Source organism: Rhizobium subbaraonis (assembly GCF_900220975.1).
Classification (GTDB): domain Bacteria; phylum Pseudomonadota; class Alphaproteobacteria; order Rhizobiales; family Rhizobiaceae; genus Mycoplana; species Mycoplana subbaraonis.
On sequence record NZ_OBQD01000021.1, the window covers coordinates 1 to 20,319 of the forward strand.

The window sequence follows — 20,319 nt, forward strand, 5'->3', positions numbered from 1 at the left end:
GCCTCGCCAAAACGGACCGGCATCAACGCCAGCGGTGGCCAGCAGGCCAAGCATGCACTAACATTCCAACCGGATCACCCCATGGGGGCAGGCCACTCTCCGATATCAACGTTCTTCATAACCATCGATCTACGCCCCAGCCAAACGTGTCGACCGATGGTTATCGAGCTTCTTTCTTTATTAATGATCTCCCCAGTGGACAAGTCGACTATACCATGCTGATCGGAACCCTGTACGATAACTTCATCAGACCATAGTCCGTTGCAGCCGACGGAAATATCGGAGCTGTTTAGAAATATACGGGCGCCCATTATTGAAGTATTTTCGCCGATGAGCAGCGAGCAGTCATTGATGAGACGGGCTGAAAGTTTCATTGCGGATCGGGAGAGGATTGCGACACGCTGACTTCCGCCACGAATTACAATCTCTACCTTTCCTGCAAGCGGAGAGGAGAGTAGGAATATGGATTTTGAAACTGGACGTATGATTCGGAACCGGTAGTGTTCTGAGAAGGTCTCCACGTCGGACTCCGGTGTCCAGACTTGAATTTCTGACTGATCAAAATTGTCTCGATTGTCAACGATCAATTCATCGGGCGAAAGTCTGCACCATCTTTGCTGGATGGAAAACTGTGCCGAATTGGAATAAATTAACCCCGCCTCCGCGGCGGGGAAGTGGCGCTCCATCAGCGCTTCTAGCGTTTCGTGCATACGACTTCGTTATTCCGCATTGTAGAAAAAACAAACACCACGCTCTGGTGCATATGCCTTAAGGGGGCCAGGTGCAACAAGGTCTGGGTTGTATCGCATTGTGTTTTCTTCTGCGTATCTCATAACGTCAAATTTTCATCTGGCATGCCTCCCCAATTTTCAAAAAAACGGCACTCCCGCCTCTATTTGGTCCTCCTGTATTGAAATATAGTCTCTCCAGCCAAGCGTATCTTCTTAACAATTGAATTCTCATTCGTAACGGTTTTCGCAATTTTTTTATTACTGTCTTCATTTTTTTTCTTTTTGGTCGCAGCGGATTTCTTTAGTTCGGTATAATTTTTCTCAAGGTCCTTGATGGACCTGTAGACCTCATCAACCTTGCCTTTTATGTCGAGCTTCTGGCTGAGAAGTTCGGGAGTAAGGGCTTTTAACTCTGCAAACTCCCTTATTTTCTTTATTTGACTCCTGCTTGCCATGTGCCGGAAACGATGGTCATCATTGACTAGCTCCATGGCGTTGCTGAGCATTTCGAGTTCCGGGGGGATCGGCTTCAATGATTTGAAATTTGCAATTGCCTGTTCGATCACGCCACTGAAAGCAGAGGTATTTCTCTTCGCAGAAAAAATCTCATCTGCCGCGTTAAGGCAAGCATCAGACAATTCTTCGTTTCTGGATTCGTAGAGCACCCAGTTGAGACCGTCCATGAGATCCTTTCGCGCGAACGGGCGCGCAAGGTATCCGGTTTCCTTGTGGCGAAGAAAGCTTTTCAAACCGGACGTTCCAAACGCGACTACCGGTGTCCCGCAACAGATTGAGTCTGACGCCACCACCGAAAGGCTCTCCTGTAGTGCCGGAACAAGGGTGGCATCTACCTCATTGTATATAGCGACCTTTTCTTCCTCCGTCGCCACAAAGCCGAGGGAATGAACGTTAACGCCCTTGGGCCGATGTTTCTCCTGAAGCTTGTCCTGACCCATCGTTAGAAACGTTACGTTGCGGAAGCGATTGTCTTTGGCCAGGGTGTCGAGCGCCAATTTCAGACCCTTGCGGGGATTTGAAAGCGAATGGGCTGCCAGAAGGACCAGTTTGTGGTCCTTACCCAGTCCTAGTCGGCTTCGAATTGTAGACGGTCGGCTTGGTAACCTTCTGACAATTGATAGATCGATTGGATTGCATACAGGGAGAATGTCATTATTTCTAGTAATTGGGGAACTGCGCAGCAGTTCTGCAAGCCAGGGCGAAATTGGAGCCAAAACGATGTCTGAGCGGTAAGACATTACCGCGCGTTTGATTTCGTAACTCGTCCGTGTCTTGCCACTTTCCCTTATGTCTTTCAGTGCTGGACACTCTTGGCAGCCAGCCTTGTAGTGCTCACAGGTTAGACCAGGAAAGAAACCCTCGTATTCCGACGCGAATTCTTCAATTTCGTTAGACGGTAACTTAAAGAGACATCCGCCGGTGTGCGCCCAATTGTCGCGATTAACCCAGACAATTGGATATCGCAATTTCGCGATATCGAACATTGAGAGAATGCCTCGATCGATCGCCCCCAGAACTATGCAGTCTGGGTCAATAGTCGCTACTCTCTCAAGAAGATTGCGAGAGTGCTCCCCATCGGCATAGTTTATCCAAAAGCCCATGTGGGTTCCCGAGCTAGGCTGGTCCACCGGCGCGTCTTTGCGGTCTGGGAAGTCTTCAGTTGCAAGGGTATAGACGTCATATCCGGCTGCCTTTAGCGCCTCTCGAAGACGACTACTGGAGGCGGCAGCACCTGCGCCTATTTTAACATCAAAAGTCGTAGAGATCATCAGAATGCGGGACGCCGTGGTTTTTGCGGCAATGGCCGGTGCCGAACGCAATCTGGCTGACGAGGTCACCAATCTCACCTTGTGAAATGGGGAGAGTTCGTCGATGCGCGCTTGGTCAATCTTAATTCCTGATTGCTTTAGCCACGTGCCTGCATACGGGTCAATCGACGCTATGCGGTCAACTAGAAGCTTGTTCTTGAGCTGCAGGTCGATCTGCAAATTCATTGCGCTTGGGGAAATAAGCTTGTTCGCCTTTTCAAGCGACGCCAAGTGCTTCTTCCCATACACAAGAATATCGTTTTCTGTACAAATTACAGCTTTATCGGCAGCGCTCGCAATGTGCTGAGCCTGTTTCCAGTTGCTTTCCACGAAAAGGTACTCGTCGCGCGATTTGTATACTTCTGCCTTGAATGGCGCGTGCGCTCTAAGGCGTCGACGCTCTTCTGCGCTGGGAAGATCGAGCATTATGAGCTCTCTATATCTCACACCATTTCGCTCTAGCCAGTCTTCAGTTTGCGCCCGATACTTCTCTAGGCGAGATGTTACAATCGCAGAAATTGACTTTGTTGGGATGGTTAGCTGCGCAGCATTGGCAATGAAATTAAGATAAGCTTCGCCATCGTCGTTTTCGTGTTCTTCCGGGTCAACACAAAGGACGCCGTCCATATCAAATAGGGCGTGTTCCGCAACGATGTGGTTGCGGTAGTTCCATTGAAAAAATCTTGGTTGTGGAACGTAACTGAGTATGATGTCAGCGGCACTTGCACGCTCTGTCGGATCGCGGCCATACACTGCACAAAATACAAACTCAAAATCATCATTGAGTGAGCTAAGCCTCGCTCTAACTCTCTCAAATTCGGCGCCCGTGTTGACCGAATCATCAACTACAAGAGCACGCATTTTCGCTGGTGAAGCCGTTCCGTATTTCCGTCTGCCGCTCCGGTTGGAGTAAGCGAATAGGAACGAATCGAGGTCGTAGAATTTAACATTCTTAAACGACGCTATCATTACGGCTGGGACAAGCCCCGATTTCGGAATTCCAACTACGATATCTATTAGCGGCAGCTTTTGTAGATTTCCGGCAATGTCACGGGAAAGGTCATCATAAGACTTATAGTTCAACATTGTTCCTAATATCCGGTGGGAATGCCAATCAGTACGACCTCCTTCATTAGGTCATGAGATACCTTTCTGACAAGGAATTTGTAGTTCAAATTCTCGTTTTCGATGATTGGCTTGATTTCGAAGAAGTCGCGTGCTGTGTGGTAGATTGAAATCAGAAGTACTGGACGGTCACGTTTGAGCGTCTCGAGCGCGCCGAGTACCGCCGCGAGCTCGTTTCCCTCAACGTCGAGTTTTATGAGGCCGACCGATGGAATGGAGAATTCATGCACAATCGAATCAACAGTTGATGAGGGGAGAACATCATACGGGATAGCGTCTTCGCCTTCCTTCTTGAGGGTCGAGGCGCCCACTCCGGTTCCCCAAAGCGCGCCGATTCCTTCGGTGTCGGACAGTAATCTGCGCAACGGCACAATCGCTTCGGATAGATTCCATTGCTCCACCAGTGTGCATAGCGTTTCGTACGATTTCTTCTCCGGCTCGATGGCGTAAATTTTTTCGGGAGAGTAGTAGGTATGGAAAAGCTTCGCGGTGTCGCCAATGTATGCGCCTCCATCGATTACCGCTTTCCCCCCAATTCGATCCCGAGCTATTTGTGAAATATACTTGAGGCCGCTATGAAGAATAAGCTCTGGTAGAGGTTGTTCTGGCAAGTCTAGGTCGCGGTGAAGTTTGTCGAGACATTCCTGCTCTCTCCCAAAGAATCCAGCCTTTTCAAGTGTGTTAGCAGTCTTTATTGGAAGTAATTCTTTTTTGGCGATATCGGAAATGAATAGTTTTTCCAATATCGGATTTGGGAAGAAGTATGGAACTAATTCCACTTGGGTTCGACAGAGTTCTGTAGATTCGGCGTCCAATCCTGATGTGAGCTTGGAAAGGCGAGACTCAATTTGCGCGCGTGTTAGCGCGCCGAAATACTCTTTCCAGGAGTTCCTGTACGCTCCGTTGAACGCGATTGCTTTTTCCAGTGTTCGCATTGTTCTGGAGGCTCCCATTTAGGCATTTTCAACTGCGGTTGGTATTGCAGGTAGATCGGTTGGTTTCCATACGTGGATTTTAGCAGTCTACACATTTTATTGGCTTTGCCGAATGGACAGAGGCGATGCCATTCAAGGAGTTTGTCCGTTGGCGCGGAGTTCGGTTGGCCAGGTGTAAAATGGTCGGGTTTTCGTCGCTGGCGGTGACGCGAATGCCACAATTGTAGGTGTATTTCCGCGGTTATCTACTAGTCTCCGATATGCGGGTCACACCGAAGGAGGGGCGCGATGAGCGAGACACGAGGCGAATACGTTAAGGCGACACTGACCGAGTTGCTGGTCATCGGCCGGAAAGAAGGTGCTAAAGGTGCCATGCTTAACTATCTGCTCTCTATGGCGCTCCAAGAGGCGCATACGGTCTATCGCGGTGAACGAGGGCCAGCCTAACATTAAACCGCCAGGCGTTGGAGGCAGCACGAGCATAAGCGGGTCGTCAGGCAAGAGGCGCTGAAGCCGCTTCGCTTCTTCCCATGGCGCCGTCACCAAGTCTCAGTTTCGTCACCAGGTTGAAGGATCGTAGGCATCGCCCCATCGGCGCTCCCCGTCATATCTCGAAAACATCGGGCCTATCTGCTCGATGTGCTTCCATTGGTATCGGGGGCATGGGCCTTCGTCTGTCATCGCTTCATCCGTGCCCGCTTGATCGACGCGTGCGTCTTCCGGTTTACCTCTATCGCCATCGCCGGCTTCACCGCTAGGTCGGGCACAGCACTACGCCGTCAGCTCGACGCGATTGCGATTTCGAACCTGCCACCGATGTCGGAAAGCGAAAGGGCGTGTTCGTTAAGCCGATCGTCGTGGCGGAGGTGGAGTTTCGAGCGTGGACGGGAAGCTCGTCCACGCTTCATTCAAGGGGTTGAGAGAGGAGGCGGATGCGGCCTCGATCTACCAGATGAAGCAGTAAGCCAGTTTTACAGACGGCTGCTAACCCATTGACGGGACTTGGGGCGCATTTCGACTGTTTTACAGTCAAGCTATTGGCATCATAGCAATGTCCGGAGCTTCCCAAGCTGAACGCGCGGGTTCGATTCCCGCTACCCGCTCCAGCCTCATTTTTCGACAGTTTGGCAGAGGCCGCCCGTTGGCGGAATGAACGGTCACGGGTGGCCTTGCTGTGTCTGTACTGCCTGAGCCCGTGGCGGGGCGGGTATGTCCTGCGTTCCTGAATCTGATCCGGACGGGGCTTTTTCGCAGGGGCAGGTGCCGGCCTCGCTTGCCGTCCGATGGCTTGATTGCGTTTCTCCGCGGACGCCGGTTGCCCTTCCATCGTGGGGCACCGGCCGGTGCGCTGTCTTGTTCCAGAAAAACGGCTTGTTGCGCAGCTCGGCAACGGCCCTCCAGGCGGCGATCGACATCATCATCCAGTAGCCCGCGACCAGCGGCCAGCGACGGCCGACGGCCTTTCGCTCGGCCGCCTTCATCGGAGCGAGCCCGAGCGTGATGAAGACGGCGTAACTGCAGAATATGTTGACGACGTCGATGGTGAACAGGCAGAGCTCGACGGTGCTTGTCATAAACGGGCCGTCGCTGGCCATCGTCCACGCGACGTGGGCGACATAGGCGATCAGCAGCGGATGGGCGAGCGCGGAGAGCAGCATCCCGCCGATCAGCACCTGGAAGACAAGAAACGGCAGAATGCCGATCTCGCGCATGAGCCGCGTCGGCTGCCGCATGTGCACCAGCCACGTCTGCAGCCACCCCTTGAACCAGCGCGTGCGCTGGCCGAGCCATGTGCCTGCGTCCTCCGGCGCGTCTTCGAGCGTCGGCAGGTTCAGCGTGCCGCACGCATAGCCCTGCCGGAAGAGGCGCAGCCCCAGGTCTGCGTCTTCGGTCACGTTGTGCGGATCCCAGCCGCCACAGCGGCGCAGCACGTCGGTGCGGAAATGGTTCGATGTGCCGCCGAGCGGCATGGGCAGGCGGTTTATTGCCAGCAACGGGAGAATTCGCCGGAAGAGACCGGCATATTCCAGCGAGAACATCGCGCTGATCCAGCTCTGCCGCGCGTTGGAAATGACGAGCGGCGCCTGCAGGCAGGCGAGATCGGCAGGGGCTGAGTGGAACCGCGCCCAGGCTTCCTTCAGCTGCCGGGGATGCGGCCGGTCCTCCGCGTCGTATATGACGAGGTATTCGCCGCGTGCTGCCCAGAGCGCGTAGGAGAGCGCCTTGGGTTTCGTTCGCGGCAGCCCGGGCGGCACCTCGACGATCTCGTAGTGTGCCCCCAGATGCAGGCTGCGCAGGACGTTGAGCGTCTCCGCGTCGTCCGCCTCGCAGATCAGCTTGATGTCAAGGCGGGAGTGCGGCCAGTCGAGCTTGTCGAGCATCGCAACCAGCTGTGCGGCGACCGCGCCCTCCCGGTAAAGGGCGACGAAGACCGAATAGACGGGACAGGGCAGTGTGGGAGGCGGAGCGGCGGGCGCCGCCTTGCGCGCGTCGGCGCCGAAGAGCGCCGTGAAACGGACAGACAGGGCGGCAAAGAAAATCGCCGTCAGCACAAGATGCAGGACCAGGACTGCGACGAACGGGGCGAAGGCGAGCGTGAACAGCGTCAGGCACGTCCCGGCCCCGGCATAGAAACCCTGCCGTCCCCAGAAGGTCAGCCTGGCGCTGAACTCCGGCGCGGTGTCGAACAGCCGATTGACGGTGTCGCGCAGGCGGCGCCTGCTTCCAGCACCCCACACGGCCCTTCGGACCGCTTCGGGCGTGGTCGCGGCCATCATGTCACCCATCTCCGGCCTTCGGCATAGCATGTCCTGCAGCCGGGTTATCCGGGCCGCGGCCGGCACGATCGCCACGACCGGCGGCCGGGCCTGCGATGTCACGCGCACCATCTGCGGCTGCAGCAGCTGGCTGTCGATGCCCTCCATGTCGATGACCCGCCCTGGGTCGATATCCGGCATGAAGGACAGTCCGAGCATTTCGGCGAGCGCCTCGTGATAGGTCGCCGAACACGCCGACCCCGAGGCGAGGAGCTCGGCCTCGAGCGAGGTGTGGTTGCGGGTGGCCCTGAGCAGCATCTCGGAGATCAGCGGTTTGCCGAAGCCGAGCTTGCGGAGGATTTTCGCCTCGTCGAGGAGTTCGGGCCGGATGAAGGGCGCCGGATCCGGCATGGCGGGGCCGTCGGCCGCAATCGGGATTGCGGTGGAAAAGGATGCTTGATCGGGATAGTCTGCCAGTCGCATGTGGCTTGCGCCGCATCGTCATGAAGCAGCGTCCCCTCTAAACCCCAAGTTGATATTAATGCGGCAAGCCGGAATTTCTTCAAGGAAAATTTGCGCCGTCATCGCGCTTTGCGTGTCCTGGCTGGCAACTGCGCCTGCCGGGGCGGCCGATGCCGAGGCCCCTGCCGGCCTTCCGGCAAGCTTCGACAGCCGCGAGCGGATCGCAAAGCCGGACCTCGCCGGTGTCGCGCGGCTGCGCTTTCTGACCAGCGTCGATTTCCCCCCATTCAACTTCATCGACCAGGCCGGCAAGCTGACCGGCTTCCATGTGGATCTGGTGCGCGAGATATGCCGCGAGCTCGACCTCACGGCGAAGTGCCAGATCCAGGCGATGCCGTTTGCCGAGTTGCGCGAGAATCTGGAGAAGGATGCGGGGGAGGCGGTCATCGCAGGGGTTGCTGTCACCACCGGCTTGCGCCGCGATTTCATCTTCTCCCGGCCCTATATGCGGCTGCCGGCCCGTTTCATCGTCCGCTCCGACGCCGGACCCGCAAACGTTGCGGTTCTGGCCGGCCGGCCGGTGGGTGTGGCGCGCGGAAGCGTCCACGAGGCAATGCTGTCATCCTACTTCCCAACGCACCGCCCCGTTCCATTCGAAACCCAGGCGGAGTTGCTGCAGGCCGTCAAGGACAAGAAGGTCGATGCCGCTTTCGGCGACGGGCTGCAGTTGGCGTTCTGGAGCACCGGTCCGCTGGCGGACAAGTGCTGCCGGCTGCTTCCCGGCGCCTATCTGTCGGAGACCTTTCTCGGCGAAGGCCTGACGATCATGACGCGCAGGGACGAGCCCGCCATCAGCGGGGCGCTAGACCACGCGTTGCTGTCGCTGTCGCGAAGCGGACGACTGGCTGAAATCTATCTGCGCTATTTCCCCGTCGATATCTACTGACCACCCGTTCCAGGCAGAAGAAGCCCGGGCGGACGGACTCTCCTTGCTCGGATGAGGTTTGACTTGCCCGCAGGACTTTTCGGCGAAGCCCGTCCCCAAGCCGGTTTTTCTTCCGGCGATCATCACCTTGCCGGCGCCGGCTTCAGACTTTCCGGAAGCGGGCGATCGCTGCGCGTTCGATTGCCGCACAGGTGAGTTTGTCGAGGCCGAGCCGGTCGCGCAAGAGCTCGAGCAGGCGGATTTCCTCGTTCCTGATGCGGTGGTCGGCGGCTGCGATCTCCACGGCCAGAGCATAGGCGGTGTCGGCCAAGCGCTTGGGCAGGCGTTCGCGAATGACCTCCAGTGCGACGTCGAGACCCTCCGGTGCAGAAACCAGCGCCGCGCATTCCTGGGCGATGTGCAGGATCAGGTCATCGGCAAAATCTTCGAAGATCGGCAGGCTGCGCACGAGGCGGCCGATGCGTGCAAGCTCTGCATCGGTCATCGCGTTGTCGACGGCGGACATCAATACCATCACCTGGATCAGGGCTTCCTGCGGTGCGTTGTCGTGTGTCATGGGAAGGCTGCTTTCAAGGTTGCTGCTGTTCGTTCGCATCGGCGGGTGTCTCGCCGGTCGCGTCCTGCGAGCGTGCTCTGGTGCGGCGCGGATCGGGGCTGTAGAGGCCGAGACCAGCATTGCGCGCGGCATCTGCCGCCGATTGAAGCGTCGAGCCAGCTTCGACCTCGGCCCAGCCGTTTTCGACGAGCCATTGCGACAGGTCTTTGCCGGCCAGCACGCAGCGTGCCGTGGCCGTCCCGGACCACTGCGCCGAGGGCAGATCGCAATCGATCGTGCGGCCGCGGATCAGGTTGGCAAAGGCCGTACGTGCCATCCGTCCGCAGGGCCAGCCCTCGCCGGTGCTGTCGGTGCACTGCCGTGTCACGGCGACCGGGACGATGCCGTCGAGTTCCAGCACCTTGCCGCCGATGCTGAAGCGGCCCGCCGCAAGCACGATCGGTCGTGACAGGGCGACGGGGTCGGTTACGACGGGAATCTCCGCAGCGTTGAAGGCGGGCGCCGGCGCGGCTGTCGCCGGTTGGGCGGCATTCTGCGTGCCGGCCGCCTGATCGGCGCCACCATCCGTCTGCGGCGCTGGCGGCGTGGAAGGCACGGCATCGCTACCGTCGTCCGACCCATTCTCTCCGGCCGCTGGCGGGTCCATGGGAATATCGTCCTGCGCGCCATCCGGCGGGAACATGCTGGCATCGGGCACTTCGAGGTCGAAATTGCCTCCGCCCGATGCCTCGCGGTCGCGAATCTGGCCGGCGCCAAGCATGACGATCATCACGGTGAACGCGACGCAGGCAATGCCGCCAAGCGCGGCGCGGCGGGGGGAGGCGGTTGCAAACGAGATCACGGCAAGAGGCCCCGCATCATTGGCTCGCCCAGATGATCCGGGCGATCCAGTCGACGTCCTGGATGTCGAACGAGCGATTGGGGTGCTCCGGATTGAGCGACAGGAGTTCGATGGAGCGTGGCGTCTGGCGGTGCAGCACCTTGGCCATGACCTCGCCCTCGCGCGTCCGGACAACGACACGGTCGCCGCGGCGCACCTGCGCACCGGGCTCGACAATGAGCACGTCGCCGTCTCGATAGAGCGGCATCATGCTTTCGCCCTGGACTTCCAGCGCGTAGACCCCCTGCTTTCGTTCAGGCGAGGTGGGGAACTCGACCACGTCCCATCCCTGGCCGGCCGGAAATCCGCCATCGTCGAAGAAGCCGCCGGCACCTGCCTGCGCGAAACCCAGCAGGGGGATCGAGCCTGCCTGCGGCGGGAAGGCGCCCGCGGGCAAGCCGGCATGGCCGTTCGCCGCGCTCTGCAGCCCGATGAACTCGTCGATCGTGGTGCCGGTCGCATCCAGCACCTTGGCGATCGATTCCGTCGAAGGCCAGCGCAGCCGCCCGTCGGCGCCGAGCCGTTTGGACTTGTTGAACGAGGTAGGATCCAGGCCGGCCCGCCGCGCGAGCCCGGAGGGCGAAAGCCTGTGGCGCTCCGCAAGGGCGTCGATCGCCGCCCAGATCCTCTCGTGGGAAAACATCGTCTCTCGTCCTGATCAGAACCCGGACCATATCTTTCCGGTTGCCGCGAGCATAGCGAAGCGTCCGGCGCTAGTAAAGGAAAAAGGAATATAATCCTCTCATCGCGGATCGGTGTCCGCGGACCGGCGGCGGGCGACGACGCTTTCGCGCCAGATGGTAAAGATGCCGGCGCCGACGACGATCATCGAGCCGATGATCATATGGGAGGTGAGGCGCTCGCCGAAGACGGTAACGCCGATCACGGCGGCCAGCACCAGCTGCAGATAGGTCAATGGCTGGACCGCGGCGGCATCGAGGAGGTCATAGGCGCGGATGAGGAAGTAATGGCTTGAGGTGCCCGTGACGCACAGGGCCGCCATCCAGCACCAGTCGATCGGCGCCAGCGGTGCCCAGTAGAAGGGGCCGATGAACGACAAGACAACCGCGCCGGCAACCCCCGTATAGAAGAAGCTCGTCGATGCCGGATCGTCCCGGCTGACGAACCGCGTGGCGATCACATAGAGGGAGAAGATCGCGCCGGCGAAAAGCGGGACCAGCAGTGCCGGGTCGATGCCGTGCGCTCCGGGCTCGAGGATGACGATCACGCCGCAAAGCCCGATCAGGATAGCAGTCCAGCGCCGCCAGCCGACCTTCTCGCCGAGCAGCGGCACGGAGAGTAGCGCCACGAAAATCGGTGTGGCCGCGAAAATCGCCTGGGAATGGGCCAGGCCCACCAGGCTGAACGATGTGATGACCACCACGATCTGCAAGGCCAGCATGGTGCCGCGCAGAATCTGCAGCACCGGCCGCTTCGTCGCGATCGCCTCCCTCAGTCCACCCTTCGCCCGCATCGCCATCAGCAGGCAGAAGACTGCAAAGGCCCAGAAGCGGATCATCGTGATGAAGACCGGCGGGTAGAGCCCGCCGAGATGCTTCGAGATGCCGTCCTGTATGGCGAAGATGCCGATTGCCAGCAGCGTAAAGAGATAGCCGTTGCGTTTTGATTCCATGCGCCCGGCATATACTGCAGCGGACCGTATTGCATCTGCATTCCGTCCCCTGGACTGCTGCGCGGCCCAGAAAATTCCAGCCGGCGCCGCGTCAGCTGCGCCGGTACTCCAGCACGTCGATGCGCATGTTGATGGCATCGATCACCTGGCGGTGCAGCCGCTTGTCGTTGACGCTCATTTTCGACATGCGAACGTCCCCTGCCTGCGCGGACGGCAGGAACTCGCAGCGTGCAATGTTGGCCCCGTCCGGGCCGAAACGCATGATGCGCGTGTTGTCGTCCGGTGTTGCCTCCAAATGGATATTGATGGCGCCAGGCACCAACCGCTTGACGGCATAGGTGCAATAGGCCTCGTGCCGGATCTCCTTCAGGCTGACCTTGCCGCCCGCGATCCTTTCGCCTACCACGCCCGGAAGCCCCGGCCGTGCCGACAGAATGGTGAAGCCGCCGCTGACCGTGACGATCACGGCAAGCAAGAGCCCGCTGACAAGCGCCGCCCTTGCGTCCTTTCTCGAATGGTTTGTCATGTCCGTTCTCCCGCCGCCGGTGGCGCGGAAACGCACCTGCGGATCAATGTTGTTGTTCGATCATGAATCCTGCAATCGGTGATGCCCTCGCGGGGCACGCGTTCATTTGTTTCGCTTTCGGGGCGAAAACCAAAGATGCGAAAGCAATCCGCACCTGCCTTCAACGGGGCTGCCATCGGCTTTATTCGCGTCTTCTAATTTTTATGAAGAGATTTTTTCAGAAATCGTCCATCGATGTTGTTTCCTGAGGAACATTGCGTCAGGAGCATGGCCGGACAAGGTCGAAAATGTAGGTGCGCGGGACATCGGTGCATCTTTCAAAATGCACGCTGCGGCGGTATCAGAATAAAGGCGCCACCATCCTCTGCGCCCGGAGTACCTTCCCGTGAATACCCGAGCGCTTTACGGCATTCTGTTGGCCAGCTTTTCCTTCTTTCTGTTTTCGCTGCAGGACGCTTCCGTCAAATGGCTGGTAGCCGCGCTGCCGGTCTGGCAGGTGCTGTTCGTTCGCAGCGTGACGATCTTTGCAATCTGTGCCGCGTTCGGAAGGGGTTCCGGCTTGCGCCGCGCCTCGACCTCGCCGATCCTCAAGCCGATGCTTGTCCGCAACCTGCTGCTGCTCGCCGCCTGGCTGTCCTACTACACGGCGGCGCGTGATCTGGGGTTGGCGGAGTTGACCACGCTCTACTACGCGTCTCCGATCGTCACGACCTTGCTGGCGGTGCCGTTCCTGCGGGAGGTGGTGCCGCCGAGCCGCTGGGTGGCGGTCGTCACCGGTTTCGTCGGCGTGCTGATCGCCTGCAACATCTTCGCCAACGGCGTCGGCATTTCGCTGCCGGTCTATCTCGCGCTGCAGGCGGCGGTCTTCTGGGGAATTGCCACAATCCTGCTGCGAAAGACGGCTCTCGAGGAGACGACGCTGGTGCAGATGATCATTTCCAGCGGTTTCCTGATGGTGTTCACCGGCGTCGTCGCTCCGTTCGTCTGGCAGTCGCTGGACCTTGCGAGCTTCGCCCTTATCGTCGGCACGGGCGTGTTTGCAGGCGTTGCCCAGTACGCGCTTTTCGAGGCCATGCGCCGGGCCGAGGTGTCGCTGCTGGCGCCCTTCGAATATACGTCGCTGATCTGGGGGTTCGTGCTCGGCTTCCTGATCTGGAACGAGGTGCCAGGCCTCAACGTCTTCGTCGGCGCGGCGATGATTATCTCTGCCGGGCTGATTATCGTTGCCGCAGAACGGCTCGGCCAGAAGGACATGCAGACCACAACCGACGCGTGATGGCGTCGGCCGAAACGTGTTCAAGCGGAGCCGGCCCCGGTTGCGGAGGGCCGGCCCATATCTGCTTACTGCAGCTTCCCGTCGCCGTCCTGGTCGGCAGATACGAAGTCCGCCATGACGCGGTTCATGAATTCGGTCTGGCTGAGGCTCCCGTTACCGTTGACGTCGGTCGCGGTGAACTGCGCCTCGGTCAGGACCGAGCCCATTTCCGACTTGTCGAGCTTGCCGTCCTTGTTCTTGTCAAGATTGGTGAAGGCCGACTGCATGTAGACTTGGTATTCCGAGCGCTCGACGACACCGTTCTTGTTCGTATCGAGCGCATCCTTGTGTCCCTGGCGAAGTGCGGCCGACTGCGCCTGGGCATGCACGAGCGAAATTTGCGACAGCAGAAGTGCCGCGACGAGAACTGCTTTCTTCATCAAAACGTCCTTCCGAATTATCTGCAGGACAGACGGTTGCCGACGACGCCACCGATACCGATGCCGCCGCCGATCGCGGCGATCTGGCCGGTTCCGGCGCCGATCGTGCTGCCGATCAGGCCGCCGACGATCGCGCCGCCTACAGTGCCGGCAACGCAGCCGAATTCCGCGTTGCGGTCGACGACACTCTGGGAGACGGGTTGAGACTGGCAGGCCGACAGGGCGAACGCGGCGCAAACGACTAAAGTTACGGTACGCTTTTTCATGTTACCCTCCAAGTGTACTTCCACATTTCTCACGTGGAGCCGTAGCCGTGCCGCGCTTGTCCGTCTTGGCGAATATTCCTGAATGCGTAGTCCCTATAGCGACGGCATGCGATCGAAAATGTTTGCGGTGAAGCTGGCCGTGAGAAGACTTGCAATACGTGAGCGAACGCTGAGCCTCCACTCTCTTGGCTAGATCCACGCCGGCTGGGCGTGGGTGGAGGCATCCTACAATCGGCCATTGGTGATGGCAACTCCTCCAGAGGGATGCCTTGCACTCCGATTCGTCGACCTTCATCGATCGGCGTCCAACTGGACCCGAGCCCCTCCGGCGCAGGGAGCGGCGAAGGGGCAGGGTGTCCGGGTCAGAAAACGTTTGTGATCGAATGGCCAAGCGCCATTGCGCCGGCATATTGCGCCTGCGGACCAGGCTGAAGCGGATGGAACCGCGCGCCCTGTATGTCGCGGAATCGTCGTTCGAGGCCCGCCGAACGATAGAAGCCGCTGCCGCCGGCAAGCTCCATCGCGAGTTCGACCGCATGGATGGCATGCTGGGCGACAAGCGCACGGCCGATCATCACCTCGTTGACCGTTTCGGCCGAGGGAGCGTTGCGTTCCACCACCTCGATCATCCAGCGGTGGGCAAGCTGGGCTGCCCGCAGTGATGTCTCCAGTTGTCCGGCGAGATCGAGCAGCGTCGAGCGTGGGGCCTTCCGCTTGGCCATTTCGATCGCGATGTCGCGTGCGCTCTCGGCCACGCCGAGGTAGACGGCGTAGATCAGCGGGAAGGCGATCGTGGCGATGATCTGGAAGACCGGGTGCCATTCGCCGGCCCGCCGGGTGAAGGAGACGCCGGCATCGGCGACGAACAGGTTTTCGATCATCACGTCGTTCGAACCCGTGCCGCGCATGCCCATTGCCCGCCACGTATCGATGATGCTGACCTCCGGCGCCTTCATCGGCGCTGCGAAATGGATCACCGCATCCGGCCCTTCGGCCGTTTCCAGCACCGCACCCGTCATCAGCAGGTCGCCGATGTTGGCGCCTGATGTGAACACCTTTCGTGCCGTCACCCGGTATCCGCCCTCGACCTTGACGGCCTTACCCGACCCGCCGATCCAGTCCGAACCGCCGCTGGAAAGCATTATCAGCCTTTCGGCTGCAATGCGCTTCAAGAGCGCCTCGACGGGTGCGACCTGCTGGTGCTTCCAGCGCCAGGCGGGAATGGCGACCTGGTGCGTGTGCATGGAAAACGCCAGCGCAGTCGAAGAGCAGGCATGCGCCATGACGCGCAGCATCTCGGCAAGCATGCGCACATCCGCGCCCCCTCCGCCCAGTTCCTGGGGTACGCCGGCCTCGACGAGGCCGTTCTGCTTGAGAAGTTCGTAGTTTTCCGCGACGAACAGGTCGCCCTCGTCGAAGCGCTCCGCCCGCTCGGCAAGGATGGGCGCGATGGTTTGCACGATCTCCACGGGTGCCGGCCGTGCGCCGGCGTCGGTCGTCGCTGCATTCGTAGCCTTGTTCATGGGTTCCTCCTGTTGATTGTGCTTACGGTCCTCCCAATCGCCGTCATCGTCCAGTTCACGAACTGTACTACCCCTTGGCCGCGGCGCCCAGCTTGCGGTAACATCCCCGCGGAACGATGCTGCCGGTGACGAACATGGAAGAGCATGGAAGCTACGGCCAGTTCTGCCCCGTATCGATGGCCGCCGAAATCCTCTGTACGCGCTGGACCGTGCTGGTCCTGCGTGAGCTTCTGTGCGGAACGACGCGCTTCAACGACCTGCGTCGCGGCGTGCCGCGCATGTCTCCGGCGCTGCTGTCCAAACGGCTGAAGGAACTGGAGCGCGCTGGCGTGATCGAAACGGCCGCCGGCGAAAAGGGAACGACCGAGTATCGCCTGTCGGCCGCAGGCAGGGATCTGCAGCCCATCATCATGGGCATGGGGTTCTGGGGCCAGCGGTGGGTGGAATCGGACCTGTCGCTGAAGAATCTCGATCCGTCGCTTCTGATGTGGGACATGCGACGCAATCTCGATCCCAGGCCGTTACCCGGTCGTCGCTGCACGATTCAGTTTCTGTACCCCGAACTGCCGCCGACGCGGCAGAACTGGTGGCTGGTCGTCGATGGCGACGATGTCGACCTGTGCGGGTTCAACCCCGGCTTCGACATCGACCTGCTGGTGACGACGTCATTGCGGGCGATGACGGCCATATGGATGGGGCTTTCGGCGGTTCGCCGCGAGGTCGAAGTCGGCAATCTCGAACTGGACGGCGATCCGGAGATTGCCCGGGCCATGCAGCAATGGCTTGGGCTCAGCAAATTCGCCCCCCAAGCGCGCACGGTTTCGTGATCGGAACTGTCAGAAATTGTCCGCTTGCCCCTTAGACTCGACATGCCGCGTATCTATATGCAAGCGAGTGTGTCCGCCGTGGGCACGGGATGAGAGAGCGGAAGGTTTGGAATGCAGCGTTTTGGGAAAGTTTTCGCGATGATCGGCGTCGCCATCATGATGATGGTCACCGCGGTGGACGTGGCGGAGGCACGCCGGGGGGGCGGTGGCTTCGGTAGCCGCGGCACCAGGACATTCTCCACCCCGCCCGCAACGCGCACCGCGCCGAGCCAGCCGGCTCCGATTGACCGTTCGATGACCCAGCGCCCGGCCGGCCAGCAGGCGAACCAGCCGCAGGCGGGCCAGCAGACTCCCGGCGTCAATCGTCCGGCCGGCCAGCGCCCGGGCATGTTCGGCGGCCTTGCCGGCGGTCTGCTCGGCGGCCTAATGCTCGGCGGCCTTATCGGCATGCTGATGGGCAATGGCCTGGGTGGCGCCATGGGCTTCCTCGGCCTTCTGTTCCAGGCCGCGCTGATCTTCGGCGTGATCGCGCTTGCCATGCGGTTTTTCCGTCGCTCCCCGCAGCCGGCTTTCGGCGGCGCGGGTGGCTCGTCCGCCCCGACTTACCGTCAGTCCGATAACGCTGCTCCCTCCTTCAGGATTCCGAGCATCGGCGGCGGTGCCGGCCTGGGTGGTCTCGGCGCAGGGGCAGGTGCAGCGGCTGCAAGTGCGCCTGCCGCCACCACTGCATCGGATGCCGATGAAATTGGGGTGAAGCCGGAGGATCTAGAGCGGTTTGAGGCGATGCTGAAGGAAGTCCAGGCGGCCTACGGTGCCGAGGACTACGCCACCCTGCGCAAGCTCACCACTCCCGAGGCCATGTCGTGGCTCGCCGAAGAGTTGAGCGACAACGCCACCAGCGGTGCGAAGAACGACGTACGCGACGTCCATCTCGTCCAGGGCGATGTCGCCGAGGCGTGGCGCGAGGACGATGGTTCCGAATACGCTACCGTGGCAATGCGCTATGAGAGCATCGACGTGATGCGGGACCGTGCAACCGGCCGCGTCATCAGCGGCGACCCGGACAATCTGAGCGAAACCGTGGAGGTCTGGACCTTCGTCCGCAAACCCGGTTCCGACTGGCTGGTGACGGCGATCCAGGGCACTGAAGCCGCCTGATTGGCGAAGGCGGCATTGGTCGCCCGACCGTTCGTCCCGTTGGGGCGAGGATGAGCCACCATAAAGAGGGCATGGCTGCTGCCGTGCCCTTTTTTGCGTTTTGGGTCGCGAACGCTCCTTTCGGCATGGCGTGCTAGTGCGGACAAGTCTGCATCGAGGGTTGCCATTACAGGCGAACTGCCGTCATCTGACAGGGCTGGCGGACGTCGGATATTCTAAACGCGTCCCGTTCCGCCGAGCCTGCATCGGAGACCTCAATGCCGTTGAAATCCCTTCTGACTGCCTCGCTTGTCCTTCTCGCCCTCGCCGGCTGCACCTCAGGTGCCGCAAACAACACCGACTATGCGCGACCTGCCGATACCGGCGGCGGGATCCGTATTCCGATCAACTGATTGCAGACGTAGCCGGATCGCCGCGGCAGGCTTGACCCCGCCGCGCCGACCGGTCTCCGCCTGTTCATCTCGGGCTCGTGCCCTTCAATTCTTTCGCGCGCCCTTGGGGGATTGGCAACCATGGCGCGCTCTGGCACCGTACGCCCATTGATTTGGGTCGTCCGGGGGGCACAATGGCAGACGCGATACGCTTGATATTGACGAACCTGCCAATCGTGCTTTTCGTCGCTGCGATCGGTATCGCCTTCTTTCGAAAGGTCGGGCCAACCGCGCAGCGCTATCTCTCCTGGCTGCTTCTGATTTCGGTCGGTGCCGAAATGATCTGGGGCGGTTTCTTCCATGTCTTCCTGCCGCAGGTGGCCGCTGCGCAGATCGGCTGGCAGGTCAGCCCCTTCCAGTTCGAGATCGGCGTCGCCGATCTGGCGATGGGCATCGTCGCGGTGCTTTCGTTCTGGTGCAGCCTTTCGTTCAAGGCGGCCGTCGTCATTTATATTATCCTGTTCAACTTCGGAGTGGCGATCGGCCACGTCCGCGAGGCGATCGTCAACGCAGATTATGCACCCGACAACTTCGGCGTGCTCCTGATTTTGACGGTCGTAAAGATCCCGCTGCTCGCCTGGCTGCTGTGGAAGGCTTCCGAAGAAAAGCGCGCATAGACCTTCTTTTGTGCGTAACGCCGTTCGTGGAAATTAACCGTCTGTAATACAATGAATTTTGTCGACCATCCCGGCGCCGCGGTCAGCAATCTGCGCGCCTATTCGATCCAGGATCTGCTTTCGATGGAGCGCTTTTTTGATTGCGTCTCCTCAGCCGTCGAGGATCTGCTGGAGACGCATCGCCTTCTGCCGCGCAAGGTGCGCTACGTTGCGGATATCCAGAAATGGATGCTCAGCCAGGCGACGCTGGCATTGCATTTCGAAAACACCCTCGATCCGACGCGCCCGGCCATCACGCCCAGCGATCTCGTGCGCTATTTCGGCAAAACGCCGGCGGCGAGCAAGAACACCGTTCTCGCCTTCCTGATGGAAATGCGCCACTACAGCTTCGTGGAGCCGGTCGAGGTGGGGGACCGGCGGCGGCGCGGCTTTCGGGCGACCGCGGAATCCGAAGCGCTGATCCGGCGCTACTTCGATATTCATATGCGGGCACTGGATCTCCTCGACAACGGGTCGAGATACCGTCTGTCTTCCGCCGAGCCGAAGCTCTTGCACCACGCCCAGCCGAAAATGACGCGACTGCTGTTCCAGCGTACGGAATGGTGGCATCCGCCGGAGACCATCGCCACCTTCGTCAAATCGGACGCCGGCAGCAACATCGTCCATGATCTCGTATCGCGCGTGCCCAAAATCGCCTTGGAGACGGATCGGCTCTGGATCGGTCCAGTCTCGCCGACGGAACTCTCACGCCGCTTTCACCTTTCCCGAACCCATGCCGTTCGGCTGTTCGCCCGCGCGCGCCGGGACGGTCTGCTTGGCTGGCAGCGAAACGACAATCGCGGCGATTGCTGGATCGCGCCGCAGCTGGTGCACGACTATCGGTTTTGGCAGGCGACCAAGTTTGCCGCGATTTCCCAGGCCGTCCACGACGTGTCCGTCTCTGTGGCCGACTTCATAGCGCAATTGCGGATGGAGTGACGTTCGCAATGGGGGCAAGGGGGGTAGAGACGCACGTTGCCATGCGCCTCCTCGATCCGGTTCACTCGTGGATCGTGTAGGAGCCCATTTCGCACAGATCCTGTGTGTCCGTGGTGGTGTCGAGATCGGACTCTTCCTCGAACTCGAACTTCATGTCGTACTTGCACTGCCGGCGACCGTCAGCGATCGTGATTTCCATGCTTTCGCCCGGGTTCAGCACCTGGCGGCCGAAAACGTCGTCTTCCCAGCTGTCGACGCCGACAGGCGACGTATAGAAGTTGGTCAGCACGGACCCGGTGCCGTTCTTCAGGGTGAAGACGAGATCGTCGGCGTATGCTGCGGCCGAGAAGCCGAGGACGGCTGCGGCTGTCGTAATGAGTACCTTAAAATTGCGCATAGTTTTCAGTTCCTTACTGGAATATTGCAACGGCAGATTCCTAAGAGGAGA

Annotated in this window: 21 protein-coding genes; 8 read left to right on the forward strand and 13 right to left on the reverse strand. The window is 59.9% G+C overall.

From position 1 onward, the window contains the following. Window positions 1–74: 74 nt before the first annotated feature. The 3 genes from CRO48_RS25110 to CRO48_RS25120 form a co-directional block, all read right to left on the reverse strand. Window positions 75–710 carry an LbetaH domain-containing protein gene (locus CRO48_RS25110; RefSeq protein WP_097142512.1) on the reverse strand — a complete coding sequence of 212 codons (636 nt, stop codon included), beginning with the start codon at window positions 708–710 and terminating at the stop codon, window positions 75–77. Between the two features lie 182 nt (window positions 711–892). Then, entirely contained in the window at window positions 893–3,643 is a 2,751-nt protein-coding gene (locus CRO48_RS25115; protein ID WP_097142513.1) for a glycosyltransferase, read from the reverse strand. Window positions 3,644–3,648: 5 nt separating this feature from the next. Continuing rightward, window positions 3,649–4,617 carry an FkbM family methyltransferase gene (locus tag CRO48_RS25120; protein ID WP_176526887.1) on the reverse strand — a complete coding sequence of 323 codons (969 nt, stop codon included), beginning with the start codon at window positions 4,615–4,617 and terminating at the stop codon, window positions 3,649–3,651. Window positions 4,618–4,905: 288 nt separating this feature from the next. Here CRO48_RS25120 and CRO48_RS32400 point away from each other — a divergent pair, with 288 nt between their 5' ends. Beyond that, window positions 4,906–5,064, forward strand: a complete 159-nt coding sequence (locus tag CRO48_RS32400) for a hypothetical protein (RefSeq protein WP_176526888.1) — start codon at window positions 4,906–4,908, stop codon at window positions 5,062–5,064. A gap of 710 nt (window positions 5,065–5,774) precedes the next feature. Here CRO48_RS32400 and CRO48_RS25125 read toward each other — a convergent pair. Then, window positions 5,775–7,856 (reverse strand): glycosyltransferase family 2 protein, encoded by a 2,082-nt coding sequence (locus tag CRO48_RS25125; protein ID WP_097142515.1) that lies wholly within the window; start codon window positions 7,854–7,856, stop codon window positions 5,775–5,777. A 58-nt stretch (window positions 7,857–7,914) separates the two neighbouring features. Here CRO48_RS25125 and CRO48_RS25130 point away from each other — a divergent pair, with 58 nt between their 5' ends. Beyond that, on the forward strand, window positions 7,915–8,781 hold the full coding sequence (locus CRO48_RS25130; RefSeq protein ID WP_097142516.1) for a transporter substrate-binding domain-containing protein: 867 nt from the start codon (window positions 7,915–7,917) through the stop codon (window positions 8,779–8,781). A gap of 142 nt (window positions 8,782–8,923) precedes the next feature. Here the strand turns inward: CRO48_RS25130 and CRO48_RS25135 are convergent, their stop codons facing one another. The 5 genes from CRO48_RS25135 to CRO48_RS25155 form a co-directional block, all read right to left on the reverse strand. Next, on the reverse strand, window positions 8,924–9,337 hold the full coding sequence (locus tag CRO48_RS25135; protein ID WP_097142517.1) for a tellurite resistance TerB family protein: 414 nt from the start codon (window positions 9,335–9,337) through the stop codon (window positions 8,924–8,926). 13 nt (window positions 9,338–9,350) lie between these two features. Further along, window positions 9,351–10,178, reverse strand: a complete 828-nt coding sequence (locus CRO48_RS25140; RefSeq protein WP_097142518.1) for a thermonuclease family protein — start codon at window positions 10,176–10,178, stop codon at window positions 9,351–9,353. Between the two features lie 16 nt (window positions 10,179–10,194). Next, a complete protein-coding gene (locus tag CRO48_RS25145) occupies window positions 10,195–10,860 on the reverse strand; it encodes a S24 family peptidase (RefSeq protein ID WP_097142519.1) in 666 nt (221 codons plus the stop codon). 99 nt (window positions 10,861–10,959) lie between these two features. Continuing rightward, window positions 10,960–11,850, reverse strand: coding sequence for a DMT family transporter (locus CRO48_RS25150; protein WP_097142520.1), 891 nt, complete (start codon window positions 11,848–11,850; stop codon window positions 10,960–10,962). A gap of 91 nt (window positions 11,851–11,941) precedes the next feature. After that, window positions 11,942–12,376 (reverse strand): hypothetical protein, encoded by a 435-nt coding sequence (locus CRO48_RS25155; RefSeq protein ID WP_097142521.1) that lies wholly within the window; start codon window positions 12,374–12,376, stop codon window positions 11,942–11,944. Window positions 12,377–12,761: 385 nt separating this feature from the next. Between CRO48_RS25155 and CRO48_RS25160 the strand changes: the two genes are divergently transcribed. Then, the gene (locus CRO48_RS25160; protein ID WP_097142522.1) at window positions 12,762–13,652 is read left to right on the forward strand and encodes a DMT family transporter; all 891 of its coding nucleotides are present in this window, start codon (window positions 12,762–12,764) and stop codon (window positions 13,650–13,652) included. Between the two features lie 65 nt (window positions 13,653–13,717). On the opposite strand, the gene CRO48_RS25165 is transcribed toward CRO48_RS25160, so the two are convergent. From CRO48_RS25165 to CRO48_RS25175, 3 genes are all read right to left on the reverse strand, one after another. After that, window positions 13,718–14,071, reverse strand: coding sequence for an EF-hand domain-containing protein (locus CRO48_RS25165; RefSeq protein ID WP_097142523.1), 354 nt, complete (start codon window positions 14,069–14,071; stop codon window positions 13,718–13,720). A 17-nt stretch (window positions 14,072–14,088) separates the two neighbouring features. Continuing rightward, the gene (locus CRO48_RS25170) at window positions 14,089–14,337 is read right to left on the reverse strand and encodes a hypothetical protein (RefSeq protein ID WP_097142524.1); all 249 of its coding nucleotides are present in this window, start codon (window positions 14,335–14,337) and stop codon (window positions 14,089–14,091) included. Window positions 14,338–14,699: 362 nt separating this feature from the next. After that, the gene (locus CRO48_RS25175) at window positions 14,700–15,860 is read right to left on the reverse strand and encodes an acyl-CoA dehydrogenase family protein (protein ID WP_097142525.1); all 1,161 of its coding nucleotides are present in this window, start codon (window positions 15,858–15,860) and stop codon (window positions 14,700–14,702) included. Between the two features lie 134 nt (window positions 15,861–15,994). Between CRO48_RS25175 and CRO48_RS25180 the strand changes: the two genes are divergently transcribed. From CRO48_RS25180 to CRO48_RS25200, 5 genes are all read left to right on the forward strand, one after another. Continuing rightward, window positions 15,995–16,687: a winged helix-turn-helix transcriptional regulator gene (locus CRO48_RS25180; protein ID WP_097142591.1), complete on the forward strand. Its 693-nt coding sequence runs from the start codon at window positions 15,995–15,997 to the stop codon at window positions 16,685–16,687. 111 nt (window positions 16,688–16,798) lie between these two features. Then, the gene (locus CRO48_RS25185) at window positions 16,799–17,845 is read left to right on the forward strand and encodes a Tim44 domain-containing protein (RefSeq protein WP_097142526.1); all 1,047 of its coding nucleotides are present in this window, start codon (window positions 16,799–16,801) and stop codon (window positions 17,843–17,845) included. A 257-nt stretch (window positions 17,846–18,102) separates the two neighbouring features. After that, window positions 18,103–18,237: a hypothetical protein gene (locus tag CRO48_RS33300; RefSeq protein ID WP_097142527.1), complete on the forward strand. Its 135-nt coding sequence runs from the start codon at window positions 18,103–18,105 to the stop codon at window positions 18,235–18,237. A gap of 173 nt (window positions 18,238–18,410) precedes the next feature. Continuing rightward, entirely contained in the window at window positions 18,411–18,893 is a 483-nt protein-coding gene (locus CRO48_RS25195) for a DUF6790 family protein (protein ID WP_141402122.1), read from the forward strand. 51 nt (window positions 18,894–18,944) lie between these two features. Beyond that, window positions 18,945–19,871 carry a hypothetical protein gene (locus CRO48_RS25200; protein WP_097142529.1) on the forward strand — a complete coding sequence of 309 codons (927 nt, stop codon included), beginning with the start codon at window positions 18,945–18,947 and terminating at the stop codon, window positions 19,869–19,871. A gap of 61 nt (window positions 19,872–19,932) precedes the next feature. On the opposite strand, the gene CRO48_RS25205 is transcribed toward CRO48_RS25200, so the two are convergent. Next, entirely contained in the window at window positions 19,933–20,268 is a 336-nt protein-coding gene (locus tag CRO48_RS25205; RefSeq protein ID WP_097142530.1) for a hypothetical protein, read from the reverse strand. Window positions 20,269–20,319: the final 51 nt, after the last annotated feature.

Bases quoted from the DNA above. Each gene is read 5' to 3' on its own strand.
- CRO48_RS25110 (WP_097142512.1), bottom strand. From the start codon at position 710: ATGCACGAAACGCTAGAAGCGCTGATGGAGCGCCACTTCCCCGCCGCG.
- CRO48_RS25115 (WP_097142513.1), bottom strand. From the start codon at position 3,643: ATGTTGAACTATAAGTCTTATGATGACCTTTCCCGTGACATTGCCGGA.
- CRO48_RS25120 (WP_176526887.1), bottom strand. From the start codon at position 4,617: ATGCGAACACTGGAAAAAGCAATCGCGTTCAACGGAGCGTACAGGAAC.
- CRO48_RS32400 (WP_176526888.1), top strand. From the start codon at position 4,906: ATGAGCGAGACACGAGGCGAATACGTTAAGGCGACACTGACCGAGTTG.
- CRO48_RS25125 (WP_097142515.1), bottom strand. From the start codon at position 7,856: ATGCGACTGGCAGACTATCCCGATCAAGCATCCTTTTCCACCGCAATC.
- CRO48_RS25130 (WP_097142516.1), top strand. From the start codon at position 7,915: ATGCGGCAAGCCGGAATTTCTTCAAGGAAAATTTGCGCCGTCATCGCG.
- CRO48_RS25135 (WP_097142517.1), bottom strand. From the start codon at position 9,337: ATGACACACGACAACGCACCGCAGGAAGCCCTGATCCAGGTGATGGTA.
- CRO48_RS25145 (WP_097142519.1), bottom strand. From the start codon at position 10,860: ATGTTTTCCCACGAGAGGATCTGGGCGGCGATCGACGCCCTTGCGGAG.
- CRO48_RS25150 (WP_097142520.1), bottom strand. From the start codon at position 11,850: ATGGAATCAAAACGCAACGGCTATCTCTTTACGCTGCTGGCAATCGGC.
- CRO48_RS25155 (WP_097142521.1), bottom strand. From the start codon at position 12,376: ATGACAAACCATTCGAGAAAGGACGCAAGGGCGGCGCTTGTCAGCGGG.
- CRO48_RS25165 (WP_097142523.1), bottom strand. From the start codon at position 14,071: ATGAAGAAAGCAGTTCTCGTCGCGGCACTTCTGCTGTCGCAAATTTCG.
- CRO48_RS25170 (WP_097142524.1), bottom strand. From the start codon at position 14,337: ATGAAAAAGCGTACCGTAACTTTAGTCGTTTGCGCCGCGTTCGCCCTG.
- CRO48_RS25175 (WP_097142525.1), bottom strand. From the start codon at position 15,860: ATGAACAAGGCTACGAATGCAGCGACGACCGACGCCGGCGCACGGCCG.
- CRO48_RS25180 (WP_097142591.1), top strand. From the start codon at position 15,995: ATGGAAGAGCATGGAAGCTACGGCCAGTTCTGCCCCGTATCGATGGCC.
- CRO48_RS25185 (WP_097142526.1), top strand. From the start codon at position 16,799: ATGCAGCGTTTTGGGAAAGTTTTCGCGATGATCGGCGTCGCCATCATG.
- CRO48_RS33300 (WP_097142527.1), top strand. From the start codon at position 18,103: ATGCCGTTGAAATCCCTTCTGACTGCCTCGCTTGTCCTTCTCGCCCTC.
- CRO48_RS25195 (WP_141402122.1), top strand. From the start codon at position 18,411: ATGGCAGACGCGATACGCTTGATATTGACGAACCTGCCAATCGTGCTT.
- CRO48_RS25200 (WP_097142529.1), top strand. From the start codon at position 18,945: ATGAATTTTGTCGACCATCCCGGCGCCGCGGTCAGCAATCTGCGCGCC.
- CRO48_RS25205 (WP_097142530.1), bottom strand. From the start codon at position 20,268: ATGCGCAATTTTAAGGTACTCATTACGACAGCCGCAGCCGTCCTCGGC.